Genomic DNA, 25,586 nt, shown 5'->3' with positions numbered 1-25,586 from the left:
AGACACCACCCTCAGCGTCAGCGGTCAATTCAGCTCGGCCGACATCGATCACGATGCCTCCGCTATCTGGACCATCAATGGCTCGCCAACTGGTAGCTACGGTTCGATTGCCGTGGACGGCAGCGGCCAGTGGACCTACACCCTGGCCAACGGCACCGATGGCGTTGCCGGTGCGGTGCAATCGCTCAAGGCCGGCGAGAGTCATGATGAGGTGTTCAGCGTGCAGGTCAGCGATGGCCTGGGCGGTGTCGACACCCAGCTGGTGACGATCACTGTCACCGGTACCAACGACGCCGCCGTACTGTCCTCGGCCAGCGTCACGCTGAGCGAAACCAATGCTCCATTGACTACCGGCGGCAGCCTGACCGTCAGCGATATCGACAGCCCGGAAAGCTTCCAGGCGCAAATCGACACCGCCGGCAACTACGGCAAGTTCTCCATCGGCACCGGCGGTGCCTGGACCTACATCGCCGACTCCGCCCACAACGAGTTCGCCGCCGGCACCACCTACACCGACACCTTCGCCGTGAGCAGTGCCGACGGCACCCTCACTTCGGTCACCGTGCATATCCTCGGCACCAACGATGCCGCCGTGCTGTCCGCCGGCATCGCCAACCTGACCGAGACCAATGCCGCCGTCGACATCTCCACCGCCGGCACCCTGACCATCAGCGACGTCGACAGCGCCGCGACCTTCGTCGCGCAAACCGACACCGCTGGCAACCACGGCAAGTTCTCCATCGACACCAGCGGTGCCTGGACCTACGTCGCCGACTCCGCCCACAACGAGTTCGCCGCCGGCACCACCTACACCGACACCTTCGCGGTAAGCAGTGCCGATGGCACCCTCACTTCGGTCACGGTGCATATCCTCGGCACCAACGATGCCGCCGTGCTGTCCACTGGCATCGCCAACCTCACCGAGACCAATGCCGCCACCGACATCTCCACCGCCGGCACCCTGACCATCAGCGACGTCGACAGCGCCGCAACCTTCATTGCCCAAACCGACACCGCTGGCAACTACGGCAAATTCTCCATCGACACCGGCGGTGCCTGGACCTACGTCGCCGACTCCGCGCACAACGAGTTCGCCGCCGGCACCACCTACACCGACACCTTCGCTGTGAGCAGTGCCGACGGCACCCTCACCTCGGTTACCGTGCATATCGCCGGCAGCAATGACTTGCCGACCATCACCTCCAACGGTGGTGGTACGACGGCTTCGATCAACCTGGAGGAGAACACTGCAGCGGTCACGACCGTGGCGGCAACCGATGCCGATCTGCCGGCACAGATATTGAGCTACAGCATCGTCGGCGGAGCGGATGCCGCGAAGTTCTCAATCGTTACCAGCACAGGTGCATTGAGCTTTATCTCTGCCCCCAACTTTGAAGCACCGACCGATTCGGGAACGAACAATGTCTATGACGTGATTGTGCGGGCGTCGGACGGCACGCTGTTTGACGACCAGGCGATCGTGGTAACCGTGACGGGCGTCAACGACAACAGCCCGGTGATCACCTCCAACGGCGGGGGTGCGACGGCTTCGGTCAACGTGGCGGAGAACACTACGGCAGTCACGACGGTGGTGGCGAGCGATGCCGATCTACCCGCGCAGACACTGAGCTACTCGATCCTGAATACGGCCGGCACGGACTTCAGCAAATTCTCGATCAGTTCGAGCGGAGTGCTGACCTTCAATTCAGCCCCCGATTACGAAAATGCCCAGGATATCGGGGGTACCGACGGCGACAATGCCTACGTTGTGGGCATTCAGGTGGCCGACGACAATGGCGGAACCGACACGCAGACCCTTACGGTAAACGTGCAGAACGTTGTCGAGACGCCAGTCGATAGCGTACCGCCAACGGTGACAGTGACGGGAACGGCCTTGGGCAGCTCGATCGGCTCTACGTCGACGGTCACATTCCAGTTCAGTGAGGCAGTGAGCGGTTTCAGCCTCTCGGATGTCTCGGTGACTAAGACGAGCGGAGCGCCCCGCGGAACCTTCAGTAACTTTACCCAGGTCGATGGCGATACCTACACCGCGACGCTGACCAGAACGCTGGGCGGTAGCGTGAAAGTCGACGTTGCCGCGAACAGCTACACCGACCTGGCGGGTAATGCTGGGGCTGCCGGGAGCAGTGCAAACCTTCCGGCAGGCGTTGCCGGCGAGCCCATCAACCTGGCCCTCGACATTCCACCGGCCGAGATTGACGGCCCCGTAACGGTGGCCATCAGCGGCGTTCCTTCGGGGTGGGTGTTCAATGCAGGAACCGACAATGGCGACGGCACCTGGATCGTGCAGACCAACGATCCCGGTGCCTTGACCGTGACAACCCCAAGCGACTTCGCGGGTGCGTTGGTGCTTGAGGTCAACCTGTACTGGAGCAACAGTGACGGCAGCAGCGCAAGCGCCTACGTGTTCAACAACGTCGAAGTCTATGCCCCGGGCTCGCCGATCTTCGCCTTGTCCGCTGACGACAACCTGACCGGCTCATCCGGTGCCGACACGTTCGTCTTCGCCCAGCCGATCGGTAACAACCAGATCTACAATTTCGACGTCACGGCGGACAAGATCGACTTGATCGGCTTCACAGGCGTCACCGCCTTCGCTGATTTGAGCATCAGCAACGACGCAAACGGCAATGCCCTGGTCAGCATCGGCTCCGGCCAGACGGTCACCCTGAGAGGTGTCGATGCGACGGACCTGGGCGAAGCGAACTTCCGGTTCGATACGGACCCACTCACCCACAACAGCGGTACCCTCACCATCGCCGACAGCGCGATCATGCCGTTCGGTGGCGGCCTCCATAACAGCGGCACCATCGAACTCGGCTCCGCCGGCAACGAGACCAGCCTGGAGATTCTGTTCCGTGGCGCGACCTTGACCGGTGGCGGCCAGGTGCTGCTATCCGACAACGCGCAAAATGTGATTTTCGGCGGCAGCGCCGACACCGTGCTGACCAATGTCGACAACCGCATTTCCGGCGCCGGCCAGTTGGGTGCCGGGCAAATGATACTGGCCAATGCGGGGCTGATCCTGGCCAGCGGCATGAACAGCCTGGTGCTCGACACCGGCACCCACACCATCAGCAACAGCGGTGTACTGGAGTCCACCGGCACAGGCGGCATGACAGTGACCAGCGCGGTCGAAAACACCGGCCATCTGTGGGCCAACGGTGGCGACCTGCGCCTGCTGGCCGACGTGACCGGCAATGGCAGCGCGACCATCGACGGCGACGCCAGCCTGACCTTCGCCGGTGCCGCACACACCTCCGTCGCCTTTCACGGCGCAGGTGCCGGCTCGCTGGTGATCGCCCAGGCTGAAGCGGCGGGCTCGCTGGTCGGCATCCTCGGCCTCGAGAGCGATGACTTGCTAACGTTCGGCGATCTCGCTTTCGGTGCCAATACCCAGCTCAGCTACACCGCCAACGCCTCTGGCGCCGGCGGCCTGCTGACGGTGGACGACGGCGCACATCGAGCCGAGGTGAACCTGCTGGGACACTACTCGGCGGAAGACTTCCAGGTCACCGATGGCGGCGAAGCCGGCACCCAGGTCAGTTACCACGGCCAATCCAGCGGCACACTGGTGGGCAGCATGCTCGCGGACACGCTCAGCGGCAGCGACGGCAACGACATCATCGTGGGTCGTGGCGGCGAGGACAGCCTCAGCGGCGGCGCGGGAGCCGACATGTTCGCCTACCTCAACGCGAATGAAGGCGGCGACCATATCCTCGACTACAACTTCGCCGAAGGTGACACCCTCGACCTCTCCACGCTGCTCAACGCCAACTTCGTCAGCGGCACCAGCCAGGTGGCCGACTTTGTCCAACTGGCGCAGTCCGGCAGCGACATCACGGTGCAGGTGGATCCCGATGGCGCCAATAATGGCAAGCACTTCGTCGATGTCGCGGTGCTCGACCACATTGGCACACCCAATCCCGATCTGGTGCGCACCTGGTTCGGAGAGGCCGACCATACGCTGACCGCGTGATGCATTGGGCTGGAGCTGACTGGGAGGGTAAGTGTTCTCGATGTGGATCGAGCGCCCCCTCGAAATCCCAATAGGGGAACAAGCGGGGGAATAAAAAACAGCCAGAAACGACGAAGCCCCTGAAAACTTTAACGTTTTCAGGGGCTTCGGCTACTTCAATAATGGCGGAGAGATAGGGATTCGAACCCTAGGTACCCGCGAAGGTACAACGGATTTCGAATCCGTCCCATTCGGCCACTCTGGCATCTCTCCAACGGCGCGCATCATAACAGCACCTTTGCCCGAAGCGAAGCCCCTCGGGCAAATTTTTTCCGTGCTATCAGTCGGTTGCGTCGATTACAGCGGTACGCCCAGACGGTTTGCGACTTCTTCGTAGGCTTCGATCACATCACCGAGGCCCTGACGGAAGCGGTCCTTGTCCATCTTCTTACGGGTTTCCTTGTCCCACAGGCGGCAGCCATCCGGGCTGAATTCGTCGCCCAGGACGATCTGGCCGTGGAATACACCGAACTCCAGCTTGAAGTCCACCAGCAGCAGGCCAGCGTCGTCGAACAGCTTGCTCAGGACTTCGTTGACCTTGAGCGACAGTTCTTTCATGCGCGCCAGTTGCTCGGCGGTGCCCCAGCCGAACGCCACGACGTGGGATTCGTTGATGAACGGGTCGCCCTTGGCGTCGTCCTTCAGGAACAGTTCGAAGGTGTAAGGGTTGAGTTTCAGGCCCTCTTCCACACCCAGGCGCTTGACCAGGCTGCCGGCGGCGTAGTTACGCACGACGCATTCAACCGGGATCATGTCCAGCTTCTTCACCAGGCACTCGTTGTCGCCCAGCAGTTTGTCGAATTGGGTCGGCACGCCGGCCTCTTCGAGCTTCTGCATGATGAAGGCGTTGAACTTGTTGTTCACCATGCCTTTGCGATCGAGCTGCTCGATACGCTTGCCGTCGAACGCCGAGGTGTCGTTGCGAAACAGCAGGACCAGGCGGTCGGCGTCGTCGGTCTTGTAAACCGATTTGGCTTTGCCACGGTAGAGTTCTTCACGTTTTTCCATGATGGGCTCCGCTTGCTAAGTAGGTGGGCTAGGCGATGTGGCGCCAGTCGAGCCCTGAATCTTGATCGGCCAGTTGCAGCCAGTCCGGGTCGCACCCGAGGGTGTCGACAAAACATTGCCGGGCCAGCTGCGGCAGGTTGTTCTTGCTGCTGAGGTGGGCCAGTACCAGATGCTGCAGGTCCTGCCAGCCCAACTCGGCCACCAGGCTTGCGGCCTGATGGTTGTTCAAATGTCCCATTTCCCCACCGACCCGCTGCTTGAGGAAATACGGGTAGTAACCTCGGGCCAGCATGTCGCGGCAGTGATTGGCCTCGATCATCAAGGCATCCAGCCCGCGATAGCGGTCGATCACTGTGTCGCAGTAGGAACCCAGGTCGGTCAGCAGGCCGAAACGCCGCTGGCCGTCACTGAACACGTACTGCACAGGTTCCAGCGCATCGTGGGCGACGCGGGTCACGTCGATGCTCAAGGCACCGACCTGAAGCGTCTCGCCCCCGGCGAGAAAACCCGCGGCGTCCACCGGCTTGCGCATCCCGCGCAACGTGCCGCGACTGAGGTAGACCGGTAAATTGTAGCGCCGAGACAGCAAACCCACGCCATGCACGTGGTCGGCATGTTCGTGGGTTACCAGAATCGCGCTCAGCTGCGCGGGGGCTACCCCCAGGCGCAGCAGGCGCCGCTCGGTTTCGCGCAAGGAGAAACCACAATCCACCAGGACGTAGGTGTCGTCACTGGCTATCAGCGTGCCATTCCCTTGACTACCACTGCCGAGAACGGCGAAACGCATCGGATCAGCCCAGATTGTCCTGAATCACAGTCAACACTTTGCGCGCCACTTCAGGCGGGGCAACGGTGTTGATGTCTTTCTCGACGGTGACCTGGACGTTGTCGCCCACCTTGCTCAGGCGAACCTGATAACGCTCGGCGCGGGCTTCGATTTCTTCCTTGGCCGGTGCGCTGCCGAACAACTTGCCGAAGAAACCCGGCTCGTCGTTTTTCTTCTCGGCTTTTTCCGCCAGGTTGATGTAGTACAGACCCAGGCTGCGGTTGATGTCTTCAACGCGCCACTCACCCTGTTCCAGGGCGCGGCCGACGCTCGACCAGGCGCGGTCGAGGTCTTCGCCGAGGTTGAGCACCACGTTGCCGCTGCCGTCCTCGGTGAGGCTGACACGGCTCGGGGTATCGAAATCACGCGCGGCCAGCAGGGAGACCGAACCGCCCTTCTCGGCGCTGCGGCTCATGCTGGCAAGCATTTCGTCGACCAGCGCGGCATCCAGGCTGGTGTTGACCGAACGGTTGGTGAAATCGACGTTGGAGGTACTGCCGACAGGACGCTCGGCGCTGACCACGTAGACTTCACTGGTATTGCGCTGCACGCCGGGTTCGATACGCACCCGCACGCGGGTTTCGTTATCGGCCGAACCTACGCTGCCCAGGCGCTTGGCCATGGATGCGGAGAGCTCGTCGGAGCGCTGCCAGGCGGTGCTGAACTCGCCGGTTTGCGGACGTTGTTCGTCAATACGGAAACCGTTGTCCTGGAAGAACTGCATGGCCACCGGCCAGACTTCGGCCGGGGCGTGCTGGGCCATGACCCAACGTGCATCGCCGCTCTTCTGCAGGGTGTAGTCGCTGGCATCGGCCACCGAGCCCAGCGGCTGCGGACGCGGCACGATGTATTCGCCCTTGACGGTGTCGTCGGCCACGTTGCGCGGAATCGGCAACAGCGGATCAAGGCGTTTGGAGGTGCTGACATCCGACGGTAGTTGCATCGGTGCGGTCTGTTGCGCTTGCAGGTAATCGCTGCCGCGGTCACGGAAGTAGCCTTCCGGCCCCCAGATCCAACCGCAGCCACTGGTGCTGGAGATAATCAAGGCAAGTGCGGAAAGTCCGGCCAATCGCTTCATGCGTAGTACTTCCTCAATTAAACCAATACGCCGGACTGGCGCATGGCCTGCCGCAGCGGTTCGTGACAGGCAGCACTGAGCCAGGTGAGCGGCAGACGGATACCGTTCGCCATCAAGCCCATCTCGCACAGGGCCCATTTCACGGGAATAGGGTTGGATTCGATAAACAGCGTCTTGTTGAGCGGCATCAGCTTCTCGTGGATCGCCCGGGCGGTGGCGGCATCGCCACGCATCGCGGCGGCGCACATCTCGCTCATGGCTTTTGGCGCCACGTTGGCGGTCACCGAAATATTGCCCTTGCCGCCCAGCAGAATCAGTTCGACGGCGGTTGCGTCGTCACCGGAATACACCAGGAAGTCGCTGCTCACGCCGGCCAGGATGTCCTTGGCGCGCTGCAGGTCGCCGGTGGCTTCCTTGATGCCGATGATGTTCGGCACGGTCGACAGGCGGATCACGGTCTCGGCCTTCATGTCGCACGCGGTGCGACCCGGCACGTTATAGAGGATCTGCGGGATATCGACGGCTTCGGCGATGGCACGGAAATGCTGATACAGACCTTCTTGCGTCGGCTTGTTGTAATAAGGGGTCACCAGCAGGCACGCGTCGGCACCGGCGATCTTCGCGTTGGTGGTCAGTTCGATCGCTTCGCGCGTCGAGTTCGCGCCGGTACCAGCGATCACCGGGATGCGCCCTGCAACCTGAGCGACCACGCGACGAATCACTTCGATGTGTTCGTTCACATCGAGGGTAGCCGACTCACCTGTAGTGCCGACCGCCACAATGGCGTTGGTGCCCTCTTGCAGGTGGAAGTCCACCAGTTTGCTCAGGCTGTCCCAGTCGAGACGACCCTGTGCATCCATGGGTGTGACCAGTGCCACCATACTGCCCGCAATCATGCAACCGCTCCTGCCGGAAAAAGAGAGCGGTAATGGTACTGGCGCCAAGATGCTTGCACAAGCGAAGTACCGCGCTGCGAGCATTCCCCTGAGCGATGTATTTCGCTACCCTTCAGACTTTGATCGGTACTGCTAAGCTCGTACGCCGGGTTCCAGCCTCCCTTTTCGGCATCCGAAGCCCCAATCCCGCGTTGCCGCCCTTCGCTCTCGCCTTTATGGAGTTCGTTGCAACCGGGCGGTTCAGGGCTTCTGAAACCGCATCCGGACGTTTACCCAGTACTCGAGCCTGTAAAAGTATCGACCGCTCATCGCTTTAGGAATGCTGCATGTCCACCCCCACAGTCCGCGAACAATTCCTTGTCATCAGTGCCCTCGGCGCCAACCCCATGGAGCTGACCAACGTCCTGTGCCGCGCCAGCCATGAAAACCGCTGTGCCGTGGTGACCTCCCGCCTGACCCGCCACGGCGAGTGCAGCGCGCTGGTCCTGGAGGTTTCCGGCAGCTGGGATGCCCTGGCGCGCCTGGAGGCCGGCCTGCCGTCGCTGGCGAAGAAATACGCCTTCACCGTCAACGTGGTACGCAGCGCGGCCCTGGAAAACCGCCCGCAGGCCCTGCCTTATGTGGCTTACGTCAGCGCCGCCTACCGCCCGGACATCGTCAACGAACTGTGCCAGTTCTTCATCGACCACCATGTCGAGCTGGAAAACCTGACCTGCGACACCTATCAGGCCCCGCAGACCGGCGGCACCATGCTCAACGCCACCTTTACCGTGACCTTGCCGGCCGGCACTCAGATCAGCTGGCTGCGCGATCAGTTCCTGGACTTCGCCGACGCCATGAATCTCGATGCGTTGATCGAACCCTGGCGCCCACAGAACCCAATGTAAGGAAGCCCCAATGGCCGTTGCCATCGACCAACCTGTTGCCAACTTCGAAGCCCCGGCCACCAGCGGTCAGACCGTCAGCCTCGCCGCGCTCAAGGGCAAGCAGGTGGTGATCTACTTCTACCCCAAGGACAGCACCCCGGGCTGCACCACCGAAGGCCAGGGCTTTCGCGATCAATACGCCGCGTTCAAGGCCGCCAACACCGAGGTGTTCGGCATCTCCCGCGATGGCCTGAAGTCCCATGAGAACTTCAAGTGCAAGCAGGAATTCCCCTTCGAGCTGATCAGCGACAAGGACGAAGCCGTCTGCCAGCTGTTCGACGTGATCAAGCTGAAGAAGCTCTACGGCAAGGAATACATGGGCGTCGATCGCAGCACCTTCCTGATCGACAAGGATGGCGTGCTGCGCCAGGAATGGCGTGGCGTGAAAGTGCCAGGCCACGTGGATGCGGTACTGGCTGCCGCGCAGGCGCTGAACAAGGCCTGAGCGGGGTAAACGACTAAAAAAGGGGGCGGCTGAATCAGCCGCCCCCTTTTCATTTCCAGGACAGAGCCGTTCTAGAGCAAGGGCGCCACGACCGGCTCCTTGCGCGGCCAGGCATCCAGTACCGCCTTGAACAGGGTGGCCAGGGGAATCGCGAAAAATACGCCCCAGAAGCCCCACAACCCGCCAAACAGCAGCACCGCACAGATGATCGCCACTGGATGCAGGTTCACTGCCTCGGAGAACAGCAGCGGCACCAGCACGTTGCCGTCCAGGGTCTGAATGATCCCGTAGACCGCCATCAGATAGATAAACTGGTCGCTCCAGCCCCACTGGAACAAGGCGATCAGCGCTACCGGCACGGTCACCACCACCGCCCCGACGTAGGGCACCACTACCGAAATCCCCACCAGCAATGCCAGCAGGGCCGCGTAGTTCAGCCCCAAGGCCACGAAGGTGATGTAGGTCACTCCACCACAAATGACGATCTCGATCACCTTGCCACGAATGTAATTGGCGATCTGCCGGTTCATCTCCTGGGCCACCCGGGTGATCAGCGCCCGCTCGCGCGGCAGGTAACCGCGCACCCACTGGCTGATCATCGCCCGGTCCTTGAGGAAGAAAAACACCAGGATCGGCACCAGCACCAGATAGATCATGATGTTGACCAGCAGTGGCAGGCTGGACAGCGAGAAGGTCAGCGCCCACTGGCCGAACTTGCCGATCTCGCCACGCGCCACCTCGATCGCCTGCAACACCTGTTCGTCGGACACCAGGTGTGGGTAACGCTCCGGCAACAGCAGAAGCAGCGATTGCCACTTGGCGAGCATTCCCGGCAGCTCGTTGAACAAAGTGATCAACTGATGCCACAGCAGCGGCACGACGACCACGATGAACACCAGCAGCAGCCCCATGAACAAGGCAAACACCAGGCCCACCGCCGCCCCGCCAGGCAAACGCCAGCGTTCCAGCGTGAGCACCAGCCCCTGCATCAGGTAGGCCAGCACCATTCCCGCCAACACCGGCGCGAGCATGCCGCCCAGGGTCAGCACGGCGGTGAAGGCCAGGAACAACAGAACGGCCAGCACCACAGCCTCTTCGTCGGAGAAGTAGCGCTGAATCCAGTCGCGTAACACTTTGAACATCAATGATCCTTAGACAGAGGCGCGATGATTTCCAGGGCGGCTCAGGCCTTCTTCAGCCAATAACGATAGACCCCGGCTTCGTCTTCCTCGCGCAGCAGGGTATGACCGGCCAAACGGGCAAAGGTGCGAAAGTCGCGTTGGGAACCGGCATCCGTGGCGATCACCTTGAGCACCGCGCCGCTGGCCAGGCGATTGAGTTCCATCTTGGCCTTGAGCAGCGGCAGCGGGCAGTTCAGACCGCTGGCATCGAGCTCGGCGTCGTGGGCTACAGCATCAGTCATTGCGTCACTCCGGGAGGGTCGTCGAGGTGCCTAGAATATCTGGTCCAAGGCCTGGTGTCCGGCTACAGTAGACTCTTTGTCGACTAAGGCTTTGTGCATGACTTTTTTGCGCCCTACCCTGCTGACGCTCGCTTGCCTGCTCGCCTCACCAGGCTTCGCCGACGACCTGCCGTCACTCGGTGATGCCAGTTCTGCCATTGTCTCGCCCCAACAGGAACACCAACTGGGCCGCGCCTGGCTGGCGTTGCTGCGCAGCCAGGTTTCGCAACTCAACGACCCGCAACTCAAGGATTACGTCGAGACCAGCGTCTACAAGCTGGTCGAGACCAGCCAAGTCAACGACCGGCGTCTCGAGTTCATCCTGATCAACAGCCCGCAGCTCAACGCCTTCGCCGCTCCCGGCGGGATTGTCGGGGTCAACGGCGGGCTGTTCCTCAATGCCCAGACCGAAGGCGAATACGCCTCGGTGCTGGCGCACGAATTGGCGCACTTGTCGCAACGCCACTTCGCCCGTGGCGTCGAGGCCTCGCAACGCATGCAGGTGCCGATGATGGCCGCCCTGCTGGCCGGTATCGTGATCGCCGCGGCGGGTGGTGGCGACGCCGGGATCGCCGCCATTGCCGGCACCCAGGCCGCGGCCATCCAGGAACAACGGCGCTTCTCTCGGCAGAACGAGCAGGAAGCCGACCGTATCGGCATCCTCAACCTGGAAAAGGCCGGTTATGACCCGCGCTCCATGCCGACCATGTTCGAACGCCTGATGCGTCAGTACCGCTTCGACGCCAAGCCGCCGGAGTTCCTGCTGACTCACCCGGTCACCGAATCGCGGATCGCCGACACCCGCAACCGTGCCGAACAGGCCAAGGCTGGCGGCAAGGAAGACAGCCTGCGCTACCAGCTGATCCGCGCACGCGTGCAACTGATCTACGAAGAGTCTCCCGGCATGGGCGCCAAGCGTTTCCGTGCCCAGCTCGACGAAAACCCGAAAAACGACATCGCCCGCTACGGACTCGCCATCGCCCAGATCAAGGGCAGCCAGTTCAACGATGCCCGGGAAAACCTCAAGCAACTGCTGGCCAAGCAGCCTAACGACATCACTTACAACCTGGCCCAGATCGATCTGGATACCGCCACCAGCCGTTTTTCCGACGCTCAGGCCCGGGTGGATAAAATGCTTGCGCAGTACCCGGGCAACTATCCACTGAACCAGGTCAGGGTCGATCTGCTGCTCAAGCAGAATCGCCCGGCGGACGCCGAAAAGGCTCTGGAAAGCCTGCTCAAGACCCGCTCCGATGATCCGGACGTCTGGTACTCGGTGGCGGAAACCCGTGGCCTGTCCGGCAACATCATCGGCCTGCATCAGGCGCGGGCCGAATACTTTGCCCTGGTCGGCGACTATCGCCAGGCGATCCAGCAGCTGGATTTCGCCAAACGCCGCGCCGGCAGCAACTTTCCCCTGTCTTCGCGGATCGACGCACGTCAGCGTGAGTTGATGGACCAGGAGCAGATGGTCAAGGACATGATGCGCTGAGCCCGACCGGCGCCCACAAAAAAGCCCGCCTCTTCCGAGGCGGGCTTTTTATTGCGCGATCAACCCGCTAAGCGGATCACTCGGCCAGTTTGAAGGTAATGAAGCTGGCACGTCCCTGACGCAGGACTCGCATCGAGACCGAACGGTTCTTTGGCAGCGCCTGGGCGATTTCAGTGAAGTTCTTGGTTGAAGTGATCGCCTGATTGTTCAGGTGAGTGATCACATCGCCCGGCTGCAGGCCGATCAGCGCGGCTGGGCCATCCTGGACTTCCTTGATCACCACACCACCCTTGAGGTCGAAGGCTTTCTTCTGCTCATCGGTCAACTCGACCACCGCAACGCCCAGACGGTTGCTGCTGCGCTCGGCACCGGACTTGCTGATGACATCCAGGGTCTTGTCTTCGTCCGGAATCGCACCAACGGTCAATTCGACGTTCTTGCGCTTGCCGTCACGAATCACTTCAAGGTTGGCTTTCGCGCCTGCCTTGAGGGCACCGACCAGATGCGGCAGGTCCGCCGACATGATGATCGGTTGACCGTTCATGCTCAGGATCACATCGCCCACCTGCAGGCCGCCCTTCGCTGCCGGACCGTCGTCCTGGATCTGTGCCACCAGCGCACCGGCCGGTTTCTCCAGGCCGAAGGATTCCGCCAGGTCCTTGTTCACTTCCTGGATGACCACGCCCAGCCAGCCGCGGCTGACTTTGCCACCGGCTTTCAGCTGGTTGGAAACATCCATGGCGACATCGATCGGGATAGCGAAGGACACACCCATGAAGCCACCGGAACGGGTGTAGATCTGCGAGTTGATACCCACGACTTCACCGGCCAGGTTGAACAGCGGACCACCGGAGTTACCCGGGTTGATCGGCACGTCGGTCTGGATGAACGGCACATAGTTTTCGTTCGGCAGGCTACGACCGATGGCACTGACGATGCCCTGGGTCACGGTGTGGTCGAAACCAAATGGCGAACCGATGGCCACCACCCACTGGCCGGCCTTCAGGTCCTGGGATTTGCCCAGTTTCAGCACCGGCAGGTCCTTGCCATCGATTTTCAGCAATGCCACGTCGGAGCGTGGATCGGTGCCGATCAGCTTGGCTTTGAGTTCACTGCGGTCAGCCAGGCGGACAAGGATTTCATCCGCGTCGGCGATCACATGGTTGTTGGTCAGGATGTAACCGTCCGACGAAATGATGAAGCCAGAACCCAAGGACTGGGCTTCACGCTGGCGATCGCCCCGTGGCGAACGCGGCTGCGGCGGCATGCCACGCTCGAAAAACTCGCGCAGCATCGGCGGCAAGCCTTCGAGGTCTGGCATCTGGGCGGAAACCTTGCGGTCCGGGAGCTTCTGCGTGGTACTGATGTTGACCACTGCAGGCGATGCCTGCTCGACCAGTTGTGTGAAGTCAGGCAAGTCCGCCGCCTGCGCGGTAACGGCCTGACCGAGCACCAGCACAGTAGCGAAAATGGAGAGATAGGATTTCAAACGTGGTATCGACATACGGCTCCCATTACAACGAGCGTGGTTAAGCGATAGGGACAAGAAATACCAGGCGATTCGCGCAGTCCTTTTGTCCCGGAAACGACAAACAAGGCCAGAACCTAGTGGCTCTGACCTATAAGAAAAAACAGGGGGTTTTGCAAATGAAAATGTTCACCGAACATTTAGATATCTCGATTGCAGAGCTGGCATTGCAGACCTCTTACACAACCAACATTAACGCTCGATGAACACCTGGGCTGTACTCACTGCGTCTTGGGCGCAGCGGCGTCGGTACGCATCGACAAGGCGATCCGTTCGGCGGTGCCGATAGGGATCTCGCCCACCACCGTTACCATCATTTCGCCTTCAGGCGTGGTCAGGCGCCGGGATACCGCCACGGTCGGTCCCAGTTGAGTGCGAGTGTCGGTCACCGTCGCACCGTTGAGCGGCTCGAGGAACACCGAGAAGCGGGCCAGACCATCGTCATACATCAAGCTGTTGACCATGGCCTTGGTGTCGGGATCCTTGCGCGCACTGCTGCTGGTCAACTCGAAGCCTGGCGGTAACCAGTCGGAATGCCAGACCTGCGCAGCCTTCACCGCGGAAGCCTTGTCGCTGTCCAGGGCCACAGCCTTGCATTCGGCGCTGGCCTGCAACTCGCTGTCCTTCGGCACATCAGCCGTATCCAGGCGAGTGAACTGGAAGCGCTCGAGCAACTGCCCCTTATCGTTCAATAGCAACGATTTCAGCGGCAGGCCCGTCTCGCGGTCCAGATGCAATTCAAAACCATAACGGTGCTGGTCCCGTGGGGTCAGGGAAACAATGACCGCCGCACGCCCAGCCACACGCGACTTGCCGATGACGGCAAGGTCGTACCAATTCTTGAGCTTTTCTGGATCGAGTGAGTGGGCCGAAGCGTTGGGGGCATCCCCCAGTCCAGCCACCAGCGTACCGCTGACACATTGGGTACGCCCATCAACACGCACAACCTCTTGAGCGGAACCGTCGAGCTGAATCAACCGCTCGCGGACCTGGCCATCCTGGACGCGATGCCAGATGTTATGGGTAGAAAAACTACCGTTACGCTCGTAGACGAAAGTACCCTGGAAGCTTTGCTGCTGTTCGGCTTGCCCAAGACGTTTCAACCAATCCTGAGCTTCGTCGGCGTGGGCTGGAACGATGAACCAGCCACTGAGCAGAAGCGAGAGTAGAGGGATGGCGCGCATGATCCTCCTTAACGGTTTTCCAGGCTCGCCGCACGAGCATAAGGCAGAGCGCTTTCAGTGCCCTTCAGTGCAGCTTGTTGAGCATGCTGACGCAGGTAGCTTGGCAGACGCTGATCGTGCCAGCCTGGCTGACCTTGCAATACGCCGTTGGCCATAGGGCCAGTGGCTTCCGAACTCTCATTGTAGCCGGCCAATACAGCTGGGCCTTTTACTTGAGGAGCGGCCAGGGTTGGCTGGTTCGATTGCTGTGCCAGTTCGACACCAGCGATCTCGTCCTGGTTGTACAGGCGAACACCCGCCAGCACGGCAACGGTCACCGACGCGGCAACAGCCAGGCGACCCAGGCTGCGCCATGGACCACGAGTGGCCTTGGCCGGTACGGCTTCGTCAGCCAGCGCAGCAGAAACGGCCGCGGCGATGTCCAGACGCGGAAGCAGCAATTCCTTGTGCATGGCCGCCCGGGCGATCTGGTAACGAGCCCAGGTCTCACGGGTTTCCACTTCGTCGACGGCATTCAATACCCGACGTAATTCCAGTTCGTCCGCTTCGTTATCCATCACCGCGGACAGCGATTCCTGCAGGGCTTCACGACTCATGGCGGTTCCTCTCTTGGCTGTCGCCGCTGTCTCAGGTTTCCTGCAACAACGGCTGCAGGGCTTTATCGATGGCTTCCCGAGCGCGGAAAATCCGGGAGCGCACGGTACCCACCGGACATTGCATGACGCTGGCAATGTCCTCGTAACTCAGACCATCGAATTCACGTAAAGTTAAAGCCGTACGCAAATCTTCTGGCAGTTGCTGAATGGTTCGATGGACGGTGCCTTCGATCTCATCCCGCAGCAATGCGCGCTCTGGAGATTCGAGATCCTTGAGGCCATGATCGCCATCGTAGAACTCCGCATCCTCGGAACTGACATCGCTATCCGGCGGCCGGCGGCCGCGTGAAACCAGATAGTTTTTCGCCGTGTTGATGGCGATACGATACAGCCACGTATAAAACGCACTGTCACCGCGGAAATTACCAAGCGCACGGTAAGCCTTGATAAAGGCTTCTTGTGCAACATCCTGGGCTTCATGGGTGTCGTGCACGAAACGCACGATCAACCCGAGAATTTTGTGCTGGTATTTCAGCACTAGCAGATCGAAAGCTCGCTTGTCGCCGCGCTGAACGCGCTCGACCAGCTGCTGATCCTCTTCCTGGGTTAGCATGAACACTCCTCGATAAGCTCGGAGGAGGCTTGCATAACTAAACGATCAGGCTTGCAAACATAGACTCGGGCTTTTCGCAAAAGTTCTCCCCCTCCAAGCAAGTTTCCTGCGGGCTCTGATTTGGCACGCACGAAAAACGCAGCGCGGGCAAGGCCGGCTGCGCGAATAATCCTGTCGTCGAATTGAGTTGCATGACCACAACACAAGTCCTGCATAAAACCGACGCTGTCCCTTCTATCAGGCAACCTTCTATTGAGTTTGGGGCCGTGTCAAAAGTTCCCAATCTTTATAGCCGTGCAGGGCGAACATTGTGTAACCATGAAGAGAAAAAGGTTGCTACATCTTCGATACAGTCGCCAGCTCCCCGATTTGACGGAAAAATCGAGCCACCCATCACTGCCTCGCAAGACCGCCTTTTCCCGCGCCCATAATTTCATAATGCCACGAAGGCACCGCTATTGTGCCGATCCCCCCCTCTATATACTAGTGGGCTGCATGGCTGCTTTGACTCGCCGATCCAGGCGTCTTGCGCCAACCCCGACCCGGGTCGCTTTTGAGCGGAATCTTCCAATGAGCCAACAGTTTCAACACGATGTTCTGGTGATAGGCAGCGGCGCTGCCGGTTTGAGCCTTGCGCTGACCTTGCCCGGTCATCTGCGCATCGCCGTATTGAGCAAAGGCGATCTCGCCAATGGCTCGACCTATTGGGCTCAGGGTGGCGTCGCGGCAGTGCTGGACGACACCGATACCGTCGAATCCCACGTCGACGACACCCTCAATGCCGGTGGCGGCCTGTGCCACGAAGACGCGGTGCGGTTTACCGTCGAGCATAGCCGCGAGGCCATTCAGTGGCTGATCGATCAGGGCGTGCCCTTCACCCGTGACGAACAATCGGGCAATGAAGACGGTGGTTTCGAATTCCACCTAACCCGCGAAGGCGGCCACAGCCATCGCCGCATCATCCATGCCGCCGACGCCACCGGCGCGGCCATCTTCACCACATTGCTGGACCAGGCCCGGCAACGCCCGAATATCGAGTTGCTGGAACAGCGGGTCGCCGTCGATCTGATTACCGAAAAACGCCTGGGGCTGGAAGGCGATCGCTGCCTCGGTGCCTATGTACTCAACCGCGCCACCGGCGAAGTCGACACCTACGGTGCGCGTTTTGTCATCCTCGCTTCCGGCGGTGCCGCCAAGGTCTACCTCTATACCAGCAACCCCGATGGCGCCTGTGGCGATGGCATCGCCATGGCCTGGCGTTCGGGCTGCCGGGTGGCCAACCTGGAGTTCAACCAGTTCCACCCGACCTGCCTCTACCATCCGCTGGCCAAGAGTTTCCTGATCACCGAGGCCCTGCGCGGCGAAGGGGCACTCCTGAAGCTGCCCAACGGTGAACGCTTCATGCCGCGTTTCGACCCGCGTGCCGAACTGGCGCCGCGGGATATCGTCGCCCGGGCCATCGACCATGAAATGAAGCGCCTGGGTATCGACTGCGTGTACCTGGACATCAGCCACAAGCCGGAAGCCTTCATCAAAAGCCACTTCCCGACCGTGTACGAACGCTGCCTGGAATTCTCCATCGACATCACCAAGCAGCCGATCCCGGTGGTACCGGCCGCGCACTACACCTGCGGCGGGGTGATGGTCGACCAGCAGGGCCGCACCGACGTTCCGGGCCTGTATGCCATTGGCGAAACCAGCTTCACCGGCCTGCACGGCGCCAACCGCATGGCCAGCAACTCGCTGCTGGAATGCTTCGTCTATGCCCGTTCCGCGGCCGCCGACATTCTCGAGCAACTGCCACAGATCGCCATTCCGATCGCCCTGCCCGCCTGGGACGCCAGCCAGGTCACCGATTCCGACGAAGACGTGATCATTGCGCACAACTGGGACGAACTACGGCGATTCATGTGGGATTATGTCGGTATCGTGCGCACCAACAAGCGCCTGCAACGGGCTCAGCACCGGGTGCGCCTGCTGCTGGACGAAATCGATGAGTTCTACAGCAACTACAAGGTCAGTCGCGACCTGATCGAGCTGCGCAACCTGGCCCAGGTCGCCGAGCTGATGATTCGTTCAGCCATGGAGCGCAAGGAAAGCCGGGGCCTGCATTACACCCTCGACTACCCGAACCTGCTGCCCCAGGCACTGGACACTATTCTGGTGCCGCCCACCTACGGCGACTGAACTTGAGCCGCACGCGCAGGCGCCGATGCACATCGGCCGCCTGCGCATCCCGCGGCACACAGACCGACCTCACCCAGCGCTCGCCCGGCAAGCGAAAACGCAACACCACCAGCAACGGCAGCGCCAGGCTGTCAGGCCGCAGTTGCACCGGCCGCCAGCCCTGCCCCGCGCACCACAACTGCCAGCCATCGACATCGCGACGCAGACCGCTGAAAGCCGAGGGATGACTCAGCAGAATCCGCCGCGGCAACGTCCAGACTGCGTGGCCCAGGCACAGCAGAGCCCCGAACAGACCGGCCCAAAGCGGAATATCGAGCATCAGCAAGGCGCCCAGCGCGAACAGCTGGGCCAGGAGATAGGCCGCCAGCAATTGCCTGGAAGGCTGCCAGCGGCATTCGAAGGTGTTACTTGGGTTGGACACGATCCAAGATCATGCGGACCATGCGTTGCAGCTCGGGATCTTCGGATTCGGAGCGTTCCATGAACCAGCCGAACATGTCCTGATCTTCGCATTCGAGCAGCCTGACGTAGCAGGCACGGTCAACATCGTTCAGATGCGGATAGACTTCTTTCACGAATGGCACCAGCAACACGTCCAGTTCCAGCATGCCGCGGCGGCTGTGCCAGTAGAGGCGGTTCAGTTCAACATCTTCGACCATGGAGCGCTCCTCAAATAGAGCGCAAGTATACAGTCCGACGGACGCCAGAACAGTCGGCTTTGGTCGATCGCCACCCATCCTTTGTGAACTACCCATTTCAAGGGCACCACCTTATGATGTTCGCCAGACTTTTTACCCTGCGATGACCCATGGCTGATTCCGCTTTTTTCTGCTCCCTGTCCCACGAGGGCGTTCTCGCCGTCCGCGGCCCCGATGCCAGCAAGTTCCTTCAGGGCCAGCTGACCTGCAACCTCAATTACCTCAGCGATAGCCAATCCAGCCTGGGCGCCCGTTGCACCCAGAAAGGCCGCATGCAATCGAGCTTTCGCATCCTGCTCGAAGGCGATGGCTGCCTGCTGGCCATGGCCACCGAGTTGCTGGAGCCGCAACTGGCGGACCTGAAAAAATACGCGGTGTTTTCCAAGGCCAAGCTCAGCGATGAAAGCGCCCTGTGGGCGCGCTTCGGCCTGGGCAACGCCGATGCGCTGCTGGCCGGTCTCGGACTGCAGCTGCCGGCGGAAGACGGCGCGGTTGCCCGCAGCGACAGCCTGATCGCCATTCGTGTCTCAGCGGACCGGGCCGAGCTCTGGGCCCCGGCAGATAAAGCTGAAGGCCTGCGCGAAAAGCTGGCCGCGCAACTGCCCGAAGGCGATCTCAACCAATGGTTGCTGGGCCAGATCCGCGCCGGTATCGGCCAGGTCATGCCGGCCACCCGCGAGCTGTTCATCCCGCAAATGCTCAACCTGCAGGCCATCGGCGGCGTCAGTTTCAAGAAAGGCTGCTACACCGGCCAGGAAATCGTCGCGCGCATGCAGTACCTGGGCAAACTCAAGCGCCGCCTCTACCGCCTGGCCCTGAACGTCGAAGAGTTGCCGGAACCCGGTACCCCGCTGTTCTCCCCGACCCACGGCAGCTCCATCGGCGAAGTGGTGATCGCCGCGCGCGCCGAACAAAACATTGAACTCCTGGCCGTACTGCAAGCCGAAGCAGCAGAGGATGGCAATCTCCATCTCGGCGCGCTCGAAGGTCCCGGGCTGCAGTTGCTGGACCTGCCTTACCAGCTGGATCGCGATCGAGAAATCCAGCGCTGATCGCCGCAACTTCCTGCAATACCCCTAGAGAACAGAAATGAGTGAGCTGGCGGAAAAGGTCCAACAGGATTTGGTTGAGGCCATCGATAACGATGACCTGGTTCTGCCAACGTTACCGGAAGTGGCCCTGCAGATTCGCCGGGCCGCTGAAGATCCGGAAATCAGCGTCAGTACCCTGAGCAAAGTGATTGGCCGTGATACGGCGCTGTCGGCGCGCCTGATCAAAGTGGTCAACAGCCCCCTGCTGCGCGCCACCCAGGAAGTCACCGACCTGCACACCGCGATTACCCGGCTGGGGGTCAATTACAGCAGCAACCTGGCCATCGGCCTGGTCATGGAGCAGATTTTCCATGCTCGCTCGGAGGTGATCGCGCAGAAAATGCACGACGTCTGGCGCAAAAGCCTGGAAGTGGCCGGCGTCAGCTATGCCCTGTGCCGCAGCCATACCCAGTTGAAACCCGACCAGGCCGCCCTTGGCGGACTGGTGCATCAGATCGGCGTGCTGCCGATCCTGACCTATGCGGAAGATCACTATGAGCTGCTGTCCGACCCGGTCAGCCTCAACCACGTGATCGAACGCATCCACCCGTTACTGGGCGACAAGCTGCTACAGGTCTGGGAGTTTCCGGAACAGCTGGCCAAATTGCCGGGGCAGTACCTGGACTTCAAGCGTCAGTCCACACGTGTGGATTACGTCGACCTGGTGCAGGTCGCCAGCCTGTATTGCCACAAGGACACCAACCACCCGCTGGCGAAGATCGACCTCCTCAACGTACCGGCCTTCAAAAAGCTCGGAATCGACCCCGAGAACAAGGTGATGTGCAGCGACCTGGCCGAGTCGCAGTCAATGTTCTACTGAACCTGTACCGCAAAGCCCCTAGCCCGCGTTAAAACTCACCCGCACCTTCAGCCCCGCCTGAGCGCCATCGTGCAGGCTGATCTGCGCCAGATGGGCGCGACAGATTTCGCCGACGATCGCCAGGCCCAGGCCGGAACCGGCGACATGGGGGTTGCGCCGGTAGAAACGCTCGAATACCCGGTCGCGGTCTTCCAGCGGAATCCCCGGGCCGTCGTCCTCCACCTCCAGCACCGCCGGCGCGCTGACCCGCAGGATCACGTTTCCGCCCGGCCTGGTGTGGGCCAGGGCATTGTCCACCAGGTTGCTCAGCAGCTCGTTCAAGAGGGTCGGCTCGCCGCGTAGCCAGACCGGCTCGTCGGCTTCCAGGGCCAGGGCGATCCCCCGGGCGTGGGCCAAGGGCGCCATGGCCATGCCCAGTTCGCGGGCCAGCTGGCTGAGATCGAGCAATTGCGCGCCGCCCTCGGCAATCGCCCGGGCACCGTTTTCGATCCGCGCCAGGGACAGCAACTGATTGGCCAGGTGAGTCAGGCGATCGGTGCCCTGGGCGGCGCTTTCCAGGGTGCTGCGCCAAGTCTCGGGTTCCGACGCCCGCAGCCCCAGTTCCAGGCGTGCCTTGAGTGCCGCCAACGGGGTGCGCAATTCGTGTGCGGCATCGGCGATGAACTGCGCCTGGCGCTCGAACTGCCCACGCAGCCGCTCGGTGAAGTGATTCAGCGCCCGCACCAGTGGCCACAGCTCGCGCTGCACCTCGACCAGCGGCAAGGGGCGCAAATCATCGGGCTGGCGCTCTTCCACCGCGCTGCGCAAACGCTCCAGCGGACGCAACGCGGCGCTGACCGCGAACCACACCAGCAGCAAGGCCCCCATGGCCAGCATGCCCAGGCGCAACAGGGTATCGGCCATCAGGCTGCGCGCCATGCGGACCCGCGCCTCGTCGGTCTCCGCCACGCGAATCTCCGCCATGCCGTTCATGTTCGGCTCGCTGACCGCCTTGAGCAGGCTCACCACGCGGACGTTCTGCCCTTGATAGGTGGCATCGTAGAACCGCGCCAGCGCCGGGTAATCGTCGGTGCGCGGCGTGCCCGGCGGCGGACCGGGCAGGTTTTCGTAACCGGAAATCAGTTTTTGGTGGATGTCGTTGACCTGGTAATAGATCCGCCCGGCGCTGTCGTAGGCGAAGGTATCGAGGGCGACATAGGGCACATTGGCGCTCAGGCCGCCGTCGCGCTGGGACAGGCCGGCGGCGATGGTGCGGGCCGAGGCCAGCAGGGTCCGATCGTAGGCGGTGTCCGCCGCCTCGCGGCCGTTCCAGTAGGCACTCAGGCCGCTGGCCAGCATCAATACCACCAGCAGCAGCGCCAGGTTCCACAGCAGGCGCCAGCGCAGGCTGCTGGGCCTATGCATCGCGGCTTTCCAACAGGTAGCCGAGGCCACGGAAGGTGACGATGGCCACCGGCTGGCCGTCGAGTTTCTTGCGCAAGCGATGGACATAGATTTCGATGGCATCCGGGCTGGCCTCTTCATCCAGGCCGAAGACCTGGGAAGCCAGTTGCTCCTTGCTCATGACCCGCCCCGGCCGGGCGATCAGCGCCTCGAGCACCGCCTGCTCGCGAGAGGTCAACGTCAGCAGTTCCTCACCGAGGGTAAAGCGCCGGGTATCGAGGTCGTAGGCCAGTACTCCGCAGCGCTGCACCCGCTCGCCGCCGAGCACGCTGCGCCGCAGCAGGGCCTTGACCCGCGCTTCCAGCTCGGTCAGTTCGAAGGGTTTGGCCAGGTAGTCGTCCGCCCCCAGATTGAGGCCATGGACCCGGTCCTTCACATCGCTGCGCGCGGTCAGCATCAGCACCGGCAGGTTCTTGCCCCGTGCACGCAGGCGCGCCAGCACTTCGAAACCATCCAGGCGCGGCAGGCCCACATCGAGGATCGCCATGGCGTAATCCTCGCTGCCCAGGGCCAGGTCCGCGGCGACTCCATCGTGCAGCACATCCACGGTCAAACCCGTGCTCTTGAGCGCCTGGGCGACACTTTCAGCCAGCTGCAGGTGGTCTTCGACGAGAAGCACGCGCATGGATTTCCTACCTCGTTCAGGGGATCGACGGCACTTTTTATTGCCGCGGAGTTTACAGCCGGGACCGCTGCTGTGAAGCCCGAAAACCGTGAAAGTCTGCTGAAAGGTTAGCGAAAGGTTGGCCCTTTAGAGTCCTGTTACGGATTGTTTCGACTTCCGTGGCTACCTCCGGTGGCCTCCCGAAAAACGCCTCGAAGCGTTTTCGCCAATAAGAACAATAACGGAGTACAACACGATGCTGTCCATGCAGCCTCAGGCCTGCCAGCCTGTTCGTTTTTCCCGTCTCAGCCACACCGCCCTCGCCAGCGCCGCCGCCCTTGCCGGTTTCTCACCGATCAGCCAGGCCGCCTTCTTCGAAGACAGCAGCGCCACCCTCGAAACCCGCAACATGTACTTCAACCGCGATTTCCGCAGCGGCACCAGTGCCCAGCAATCCAAGCGCGACGAATGGGCCCAGGGCTTCATGCTCAACCTGCAATCGGGCTACACCGACGGCACCGTGGGCTTCGGCGTCGATGCGCTGGGCATGCTCGGCATCAAGCTCGACTCCAGCCCCGACCGCACCGGCACCGGCCTGCTGCCGACCCACGACGACGGGCGCGCCGCCGACGAGTACTCCAAGGTCGGCCTGACCGGCAAAGTGAAGATCTCCGCCACCGAACTGAAGATCGGCAGCCTGATTCCGGAACTGCCGACCATCAAGCCCAACGACGGACGCATCCTGCCGCAGACCTTCGAGGGCGGTCTGCTGACCTCCAGGGAAATCAAGAACCTGACCTTCACCGGCGGGCGCCTGGAGAAAGCCAAGGATCGCGACAGCACCGACTTCGAGGACATCGCCCTCAACAACAAGAACAGCCGCTTCGCCGGCACCGTCGCCGGCAAGCACTTCGACTTCGGCGGCCTGGACTACAAGTTCACCGACAAGATCACCGGCAGCTACCACTTCGCCCAGCTCGCCGAGGTCTACAACCAGCACTTCTTCGGCCTGCTCGCCTCGCAGCCGATGGGCCCGGGCACCTTCGCCACGGACCTGCGCTTCGCCGTCAGTGACGACCAGGGCCAGGCCCGCGGCGGCAAGATCGACAACAAGTCCCTCAACGGTTTGGTGAGCTATGCCCAGAACGGGCATAAACTCAGCGCCGGCTACCAGCACATGTCCGGCGACAGCGCCTTCCCCTACCTCGACGGGGCCGACCCGTACCTGGTCAACTTCGTGCAGATCAACGACTTCGCCGGCGCCGAAGAGCGCTCCTGGCAAGCCCGCTACGACTACGACTTCGGCAAGCTCGGCATCCCCGGCCTGACCTTCATGACCCGCTACCTGAGCGGTGACAACATCGCCCTGAAAAACGGCGACACCGGCAAGGAATGGGAACGCAACACCGAGATCAAGTACGTGGTGCAAAGCGGCACCTTCAAGGACGTCGCGGTGCGCCTGCGCAACGCCACCTACCGTTCCAACTATTCGGCCCGCGATGCGGATGAAGTGCGCCTGCTGGTGAGCTACAGCCTGGCGCTCTGGTAATCGACCGACCTTCGGCAAGTGCTGACACCTGCCGAAGCCCCTGGCATGCAATACACAACAACAACTCCTGTGGAGACAAGCATGAACCCATCACTGCGTAAATTGGCCCTCGCCGCCGGCTGTATGCTGTTCGCCGGTCAACTGCTCGCCGCCAGTGGCGAACCCAAGCGCCCGGAATGCATCGCCCCGGCCTCCCCCGGCGGCGGTTTCGACCTGACCTGCAAACTGGCGCAGAGCGCGCTGGTCAACGAAAAGCTGCTGACCAAACCAATGCGCGTGACCTACATGCCCGGCGGTGTCGGCGCGGTGGCCTACAACGCGGTGGTGGCCCAGCGTCCGGCCGACGCCGGCACGCTGGTAGCCTGGTCCAGCGGTTCGCTGCTGAACCTGGCCCAGGGCAAGTTCGGCCGCTTCGATGAAAGCGCAGTGCGCTGGCTGGCCGCGGTCGGCACCAGCTATGGCGCCATCGCCGTGAAGAGCGACTCGCCGTACAAGACCCTCGACGATCTGGTCAAGGCCCTGAAGAAAGACCCGAGCTCGGTGGTGATCGGCTCCGGCGGTACCGTCGGCAGCCAGGACTGGATGCAGACCGCGCTGATCGCCAAGGCCGCCGGGATCAACCCGCGCGACCTGCGCTACGTGGCCCTGGAAGGCGGCGGCGAAATCGCCACCGCGCTGCTGGGCGGGCACATCCAGGTCGGCAGTACCGACATCTCCGACTCCATGCCGCACATCCAGAGCGGTGACATGCGCCTGCTCGCGGTGTTCTCCGACAAGCGCCTGGACGAGCCGGAAATGAAGGACATCCCGACCGCCAAGGAGCAAGGCTACGACATCGTCTGGCCAGTGGTGCGCGGCTTCTACCTCGGGCCGAAGGTCAGCGACGAAGACTACGCCTGGTGGAAAGACGCCTTCGACAAGCTGCTGGCTTCCGAAGAGTTCGCCAAGCTGCGCGACCAGCGCGAACTCTTCCCGTTCGCCATGACCGGGCCGGAACTGGACGCCTACGTGAAGAAGCAGGTAGCCGACTACAAGACCCTGGCCAAAGAGTTCGGCCTGATCCAGTAATCGCCCCTGTCTAGCGGTCCTGCCCCTTTCGCG

At 61.8% G+C, this 25,586-nt stretch carries 23 protein-coding genes and 1 tRNA gene; 9 read left to right on the top strand and 15 right to left on the bottom strand.

Features of this window, described 5'->3' with window-relative positions; genetic code table 11:
• On the top strand, positions 1-4,000 hold a 4,000-nt coding region (locus PVZ78_RS30025; protein ID WP_273829677.1), incomplete at its 5' end, for a beta strand repeat-containing protein.
• Between the two features lie 162 nt (positions 4,001-4,162).
• Here PVZ78_RS30025 and PVZ78_RS30020 read toward each other — a convergent pair.
• The 5 genes from PVZ78_RS30020 to dapA all read right to left on the bottom strand — a co-directional run bounded on the left by PVZ78_RS30020 (position 4,163) and on the right by dapA (position 7,847).
• Positions 4,163-4,252: transfer RNA gene (locus tag PVZ78_RS30020), tRNA-Ser, on the bottom strand.
• An 84-nt stretch (positions 4,253-4,336) separates the two neighbouring features.
• Positions 4,337-5,047 carry a phosphoribosylaminoimidazolesuccinocarboxamide synthase gene (gene purC, locus PVZ78_RS30015; RefSeq protein ID WP_007930242.1) on the bottom strand — a complete coding sequence of 237 codons (711 nt, stop codon included), beginning with the start codon at positions 5,045-5,047 and terminating at the stop codon, positions 4,337-4,339.
• A 28-nt stretch (positions 5,048-5,075) separates the two neighbouring features.
• The gene (locus tag PVZ78_RS30010; RefSeq protein ID WP_009042592.1) at positions 5,076-5,834 is read right to left on the bottom strand and encodes an MBL fold metallo-hydrolase; all 759 of its coding nucleotides are present in this window, start codon (positions 5,832-5,834) and stop codon (positions 5,076-5,078) included.
• 4 nt (positions 5,835-5,838) lie between these two features.
• A complete protein-coding gene (gene bamC, locus PVZ78_RS30005; RefSeq protein WP_009047492.1) occupies positions 5,839-6,951 on the bottom strand; it encodes an outer membrane protein assembly factor BamC in 1,113 nt (370 codons plus the stop codon).
• A gap of 17 nt (positions 6,952-6,968) precedes the next feature.
• Positions 6,969-7,847 carry a 4-hydroxy-tetrahydrodipicolinate synthase gene (dapA, locus tag PVZ78_RS30000; protein WP_009047491.1) on the bottom strand — a complete coding sequence of 293 codons (879 nt, stop codon included), beginning with the start codon at positions 7,845-7,847 and terminating at the stop codon, positions 6,969-6,971.
• A 326-nt stretch (positions 7,848-8,173) separates the two neighbouring features.
• Here dapA and PVZ78_RS29995 point away from each other — a divergent pair, with 326 nt between their 5' ends.
• Together PVZ78_RS29995 and PVZ78_RS29990 are read left to right on the top strand one after the other, a co-directional pair.
• Positions 8,174-8,734: a glycine cleavage system protein R gene (locus PVZ78_RS29995; RefSeq protein ID WP_007930238.1), complete on the top strand. Its 561-nt coding sequence runs from the start codon at positions 8,174-8,176 to the stop codon at positions 8,732-8,734.
• A 10-nt stretch (positions 8,735-8,744) separates the two neighbouring features.
• Complete coding sequence (locus PVZ78_RS29990; protein WP_063428852.1) at positions 8,745-9,218, top strand: peroxiredoxin; 474 nt, start codon at positions 8,745-8,747, stop codon at positions 9,216-9,218.
• A 71-nt stretch (positions 9,219-9,289) separates the two neighbouring features.
• Here PVZ78_RS29990 and PVZ78_RS29985 read toward each other — a convergent pair whose 3' ends face one another.
• A complete protein-coding gene (locus tag PVZ78_RS29985) occupies positions 9,290-10,360 on the bottom strand; it encodes an AI-2E family transporter (RefSeq protein WP_273829676.1) in 1,071 nt (356 codons plus the stop codon).
• 41 nt (positions 10,361-10,401) lie between these two features.
• On the bottom strand, positions 10,402-10,641 hold the full coding sequence (locus PVZ78_RS29980; protein ID WP_007930235.1) for a sulfurtransferase TusA family protein: 240 nt from the start codon (positions 10,639-10,641) through the stop codon (positions 10,402-10,404).
• 97 nt (positions 10,642-10,738) lie between these two features.
• Between PVZ78_RS29980 and PVZ78_RS29975 the strand changes: the two genes are divergently transcribed.
• The gene (locus PVZ78_RS29975) at positions 10,739-12,172 is read left to right on the top strand and encodes a M48 family metalloprotease (RefSeq protein ID WP_007930234.1); all 1,434 of its coding nucleotides are present in this window, start codon (positions 10,739-10,741) and stop codon (positions 12,170-12,172) included.
• Positions 12,173-12,248: 76 nt separating this feature from the next.
• Here the strand turns inward: PVZ78_RS29975 and PVZ78_RS29970 are convergent, their stop codons facing one another.
• The 4 genes from PVZ78_RS29970 to rpoE form a co-directional block, all read right to left on the bottom strand.
• On the bottom strand, positions 12,249-13,676 hold the full coding sequence (locus tag PVZ78_RS29970) for a DegQ family serine endoprotease (protein ID WP_009047488.1): 1,428 nt from the start codon (positions 13,674-13,676) through the stop codon (positions 12,249-12,251).
• A 245-nt stretch (positions 13,677-13,921) separates the two neighbouring features.
• Entirely contained in the window at positions 13,922-14,884 is a 963-nt protein-coding gene (locus PVZ78_RS29965) for a MucB/RseB C-terminal domain-containing protein (RefSeq protein WP_038630833.1), read from the bottom strand.
• An 8-nt stretch (positions 14,885-14,892) separates the two neighbouring features.
• The gene (locus tag PVZ78_RS29960; protein ID WP_009042586.1) at positions 14,893-15,480 is read right to left on the bottom strand and encodes a sigma-E factor negative regulatory protein; all 588 of its coding nucleotides are present in this window, start codon (positions 15,478-15,480) and stop codon (positions 14,893-14,895) included.
• Between the two features lie 31 nt (positions 15,481-15,511).
• Positions 15,512-16,093, bottom strand: coding sequence for an RNA polymerase sigma factor RpoE (gene rpoE / locus PVZ78_RS29955; protein ID WP_007930230.1), 582 nt, complete (start codon positions 16,091-16,093; stop codon positions 15,512-15,514).
• A 570-nt stretch (positions 16,094-16,663) separates the two neighbouring features.
• On the opposite strand from rpoE, the gene nadB reads away from it, so the two are divergent.
• Positions 16,664-18,280, top strand: a complete 1,617-nt coding sequence (gene nadB, locus PVZ78_RS29950) for an L-aspartate oxidase (RefSeq protein ID WP_110176181.1) — start codon at positions 16,664-16,666, stop codon at positions 18,278-18,280.
• Here the strand turns inward: nadB and PVZ78_RS29945 are convergent.
• Positions 18,249-18,701 (bottom strand): protein YgfX, encoded by a 453-nt coding sequence (locus tag PVZ78_RS29945; protein WP_110176180.1) that lies wholly within the window; start codon positions 18,699-18,701, stop codon positions 18,249-18,251. The genes nadB and PVZ78_RS29945 overlap by 32 nt on opposite strands.
• Entirely contained in the window at positions 18,685-18,939 is a 255-nt protein-coding gene (locus PVZ78_RS29940) for an FAD assembly factor SdhE (RefSeq protein ID WP_007930227.1), read from the bottom strand. The genes PVZ78_RS29945 and PVZ78_RS29940 overlap by 17 nt, the downstream gene beginning before the upstream one ends.
• 149 nt (positions 18,940-19,088) lie before the next feature.
• Between PVZ78_RS29940 and ygfZ the strand changes: the two genes are divergently transcribed.
• Positions 19,089-20,030, top strand: a complete 942-nt coding sequence (gene ygfZ, locus PVZ78_RS29935) for a CAF17-like 4Fe-4S cluster assembly/insertion protein YgfZ (protein ID WP_053268418.1) — start codon at positions 19,089-19,091, stop codon at positions 20,028-20,030.
• 37 nt (positions 20,031-20,067) lie between these two features.
• Complete coding sequence (locus PVZ78_RS29930; protein ID WP_101281943.1) at positions 20,068-20,889, top strand: HDOD domain-containing protein; 822 nt, start codon at positions 20,068-20,070, stop codon at positions 20,887-20,889.
• Positions 20,890-20,907: 18 nt separating this feature from the next.
• Here PVZ78_RS29930 and PVZ78_RS29925 read toward each other — a convergent pair whose 3' ends face one another.
• Entirely contained in the window at positions 20,908-22,293 is a 1,386-nt protein-coding gene (locus tag PVZ78_RS29925) for a sensor histidine kinase (RefSeq protein ID WP_009047482.1), read from the bottom strand.
• Positions 22,286-22,957, bottom strand: a complete 672-nt coding sequence (locus PVZ78_RS29920; protein WP_009042580.1) for a response regulator — start codon at positions 22,955-22,957, stop codon at positions 22,286-22,288. Before PVZ78_RS29920 ends, PVZ78_RS29925 begins: the two co-directional genes overlap by 8 nt.
• A gap of 235 nt (positions 22,958-23,192) precedes the next feature.
• Between PVZ78_RS29920 and PVZ78_RS29915 the strand changes: the two genes are divergently transcribed.
• Both PVZ78_RS29915 and PVZ78_RS29910 read left to right on the top strand, forming a co-directional pair.
• Positions 23,193-24,485 (top strand): OprD family porin, encoded by a 1,293-nt coding sequence (locus PVZ78_RS29915; RefSeq protein WP_273829675.1) that lies wholly within the window; start codon positions 23,193-23,195, stop codon positions 24,483-24,485.
• Positions 24,486-24,566: 81 nt separating this feature from the next.
• Complete coding sequence (locus tag PVZ78_RS29910) at positions 24,567-25,553, top strand: Bug family tripartite tricarboxylate transporter substrate binding protein (RefSeq protein WP_028681770.1); 987 nt, start codon at positions 24,567-24,569, stop codon at positions 25,551-25,553.
• Positions 25,554-25,586 lie beyond the last annotated feature (33 nt).

Source organism: Pseudomonas sp. SBT1-2, from assembly GCF_028640875.1.
Classification (GTDB): domain Bacteria; phylum Pseudomonadota; class Gammaproteobacteria; order Pseudomonadales; family Pseudomonadaceae; genus Aquipseudomonas; species Aquipseudomonas chlororaphis_I.
Note: the sequence above shows the minus strand (reverse complement) of the source record. Positions and strands in the feature narration are given on the sequence as shown.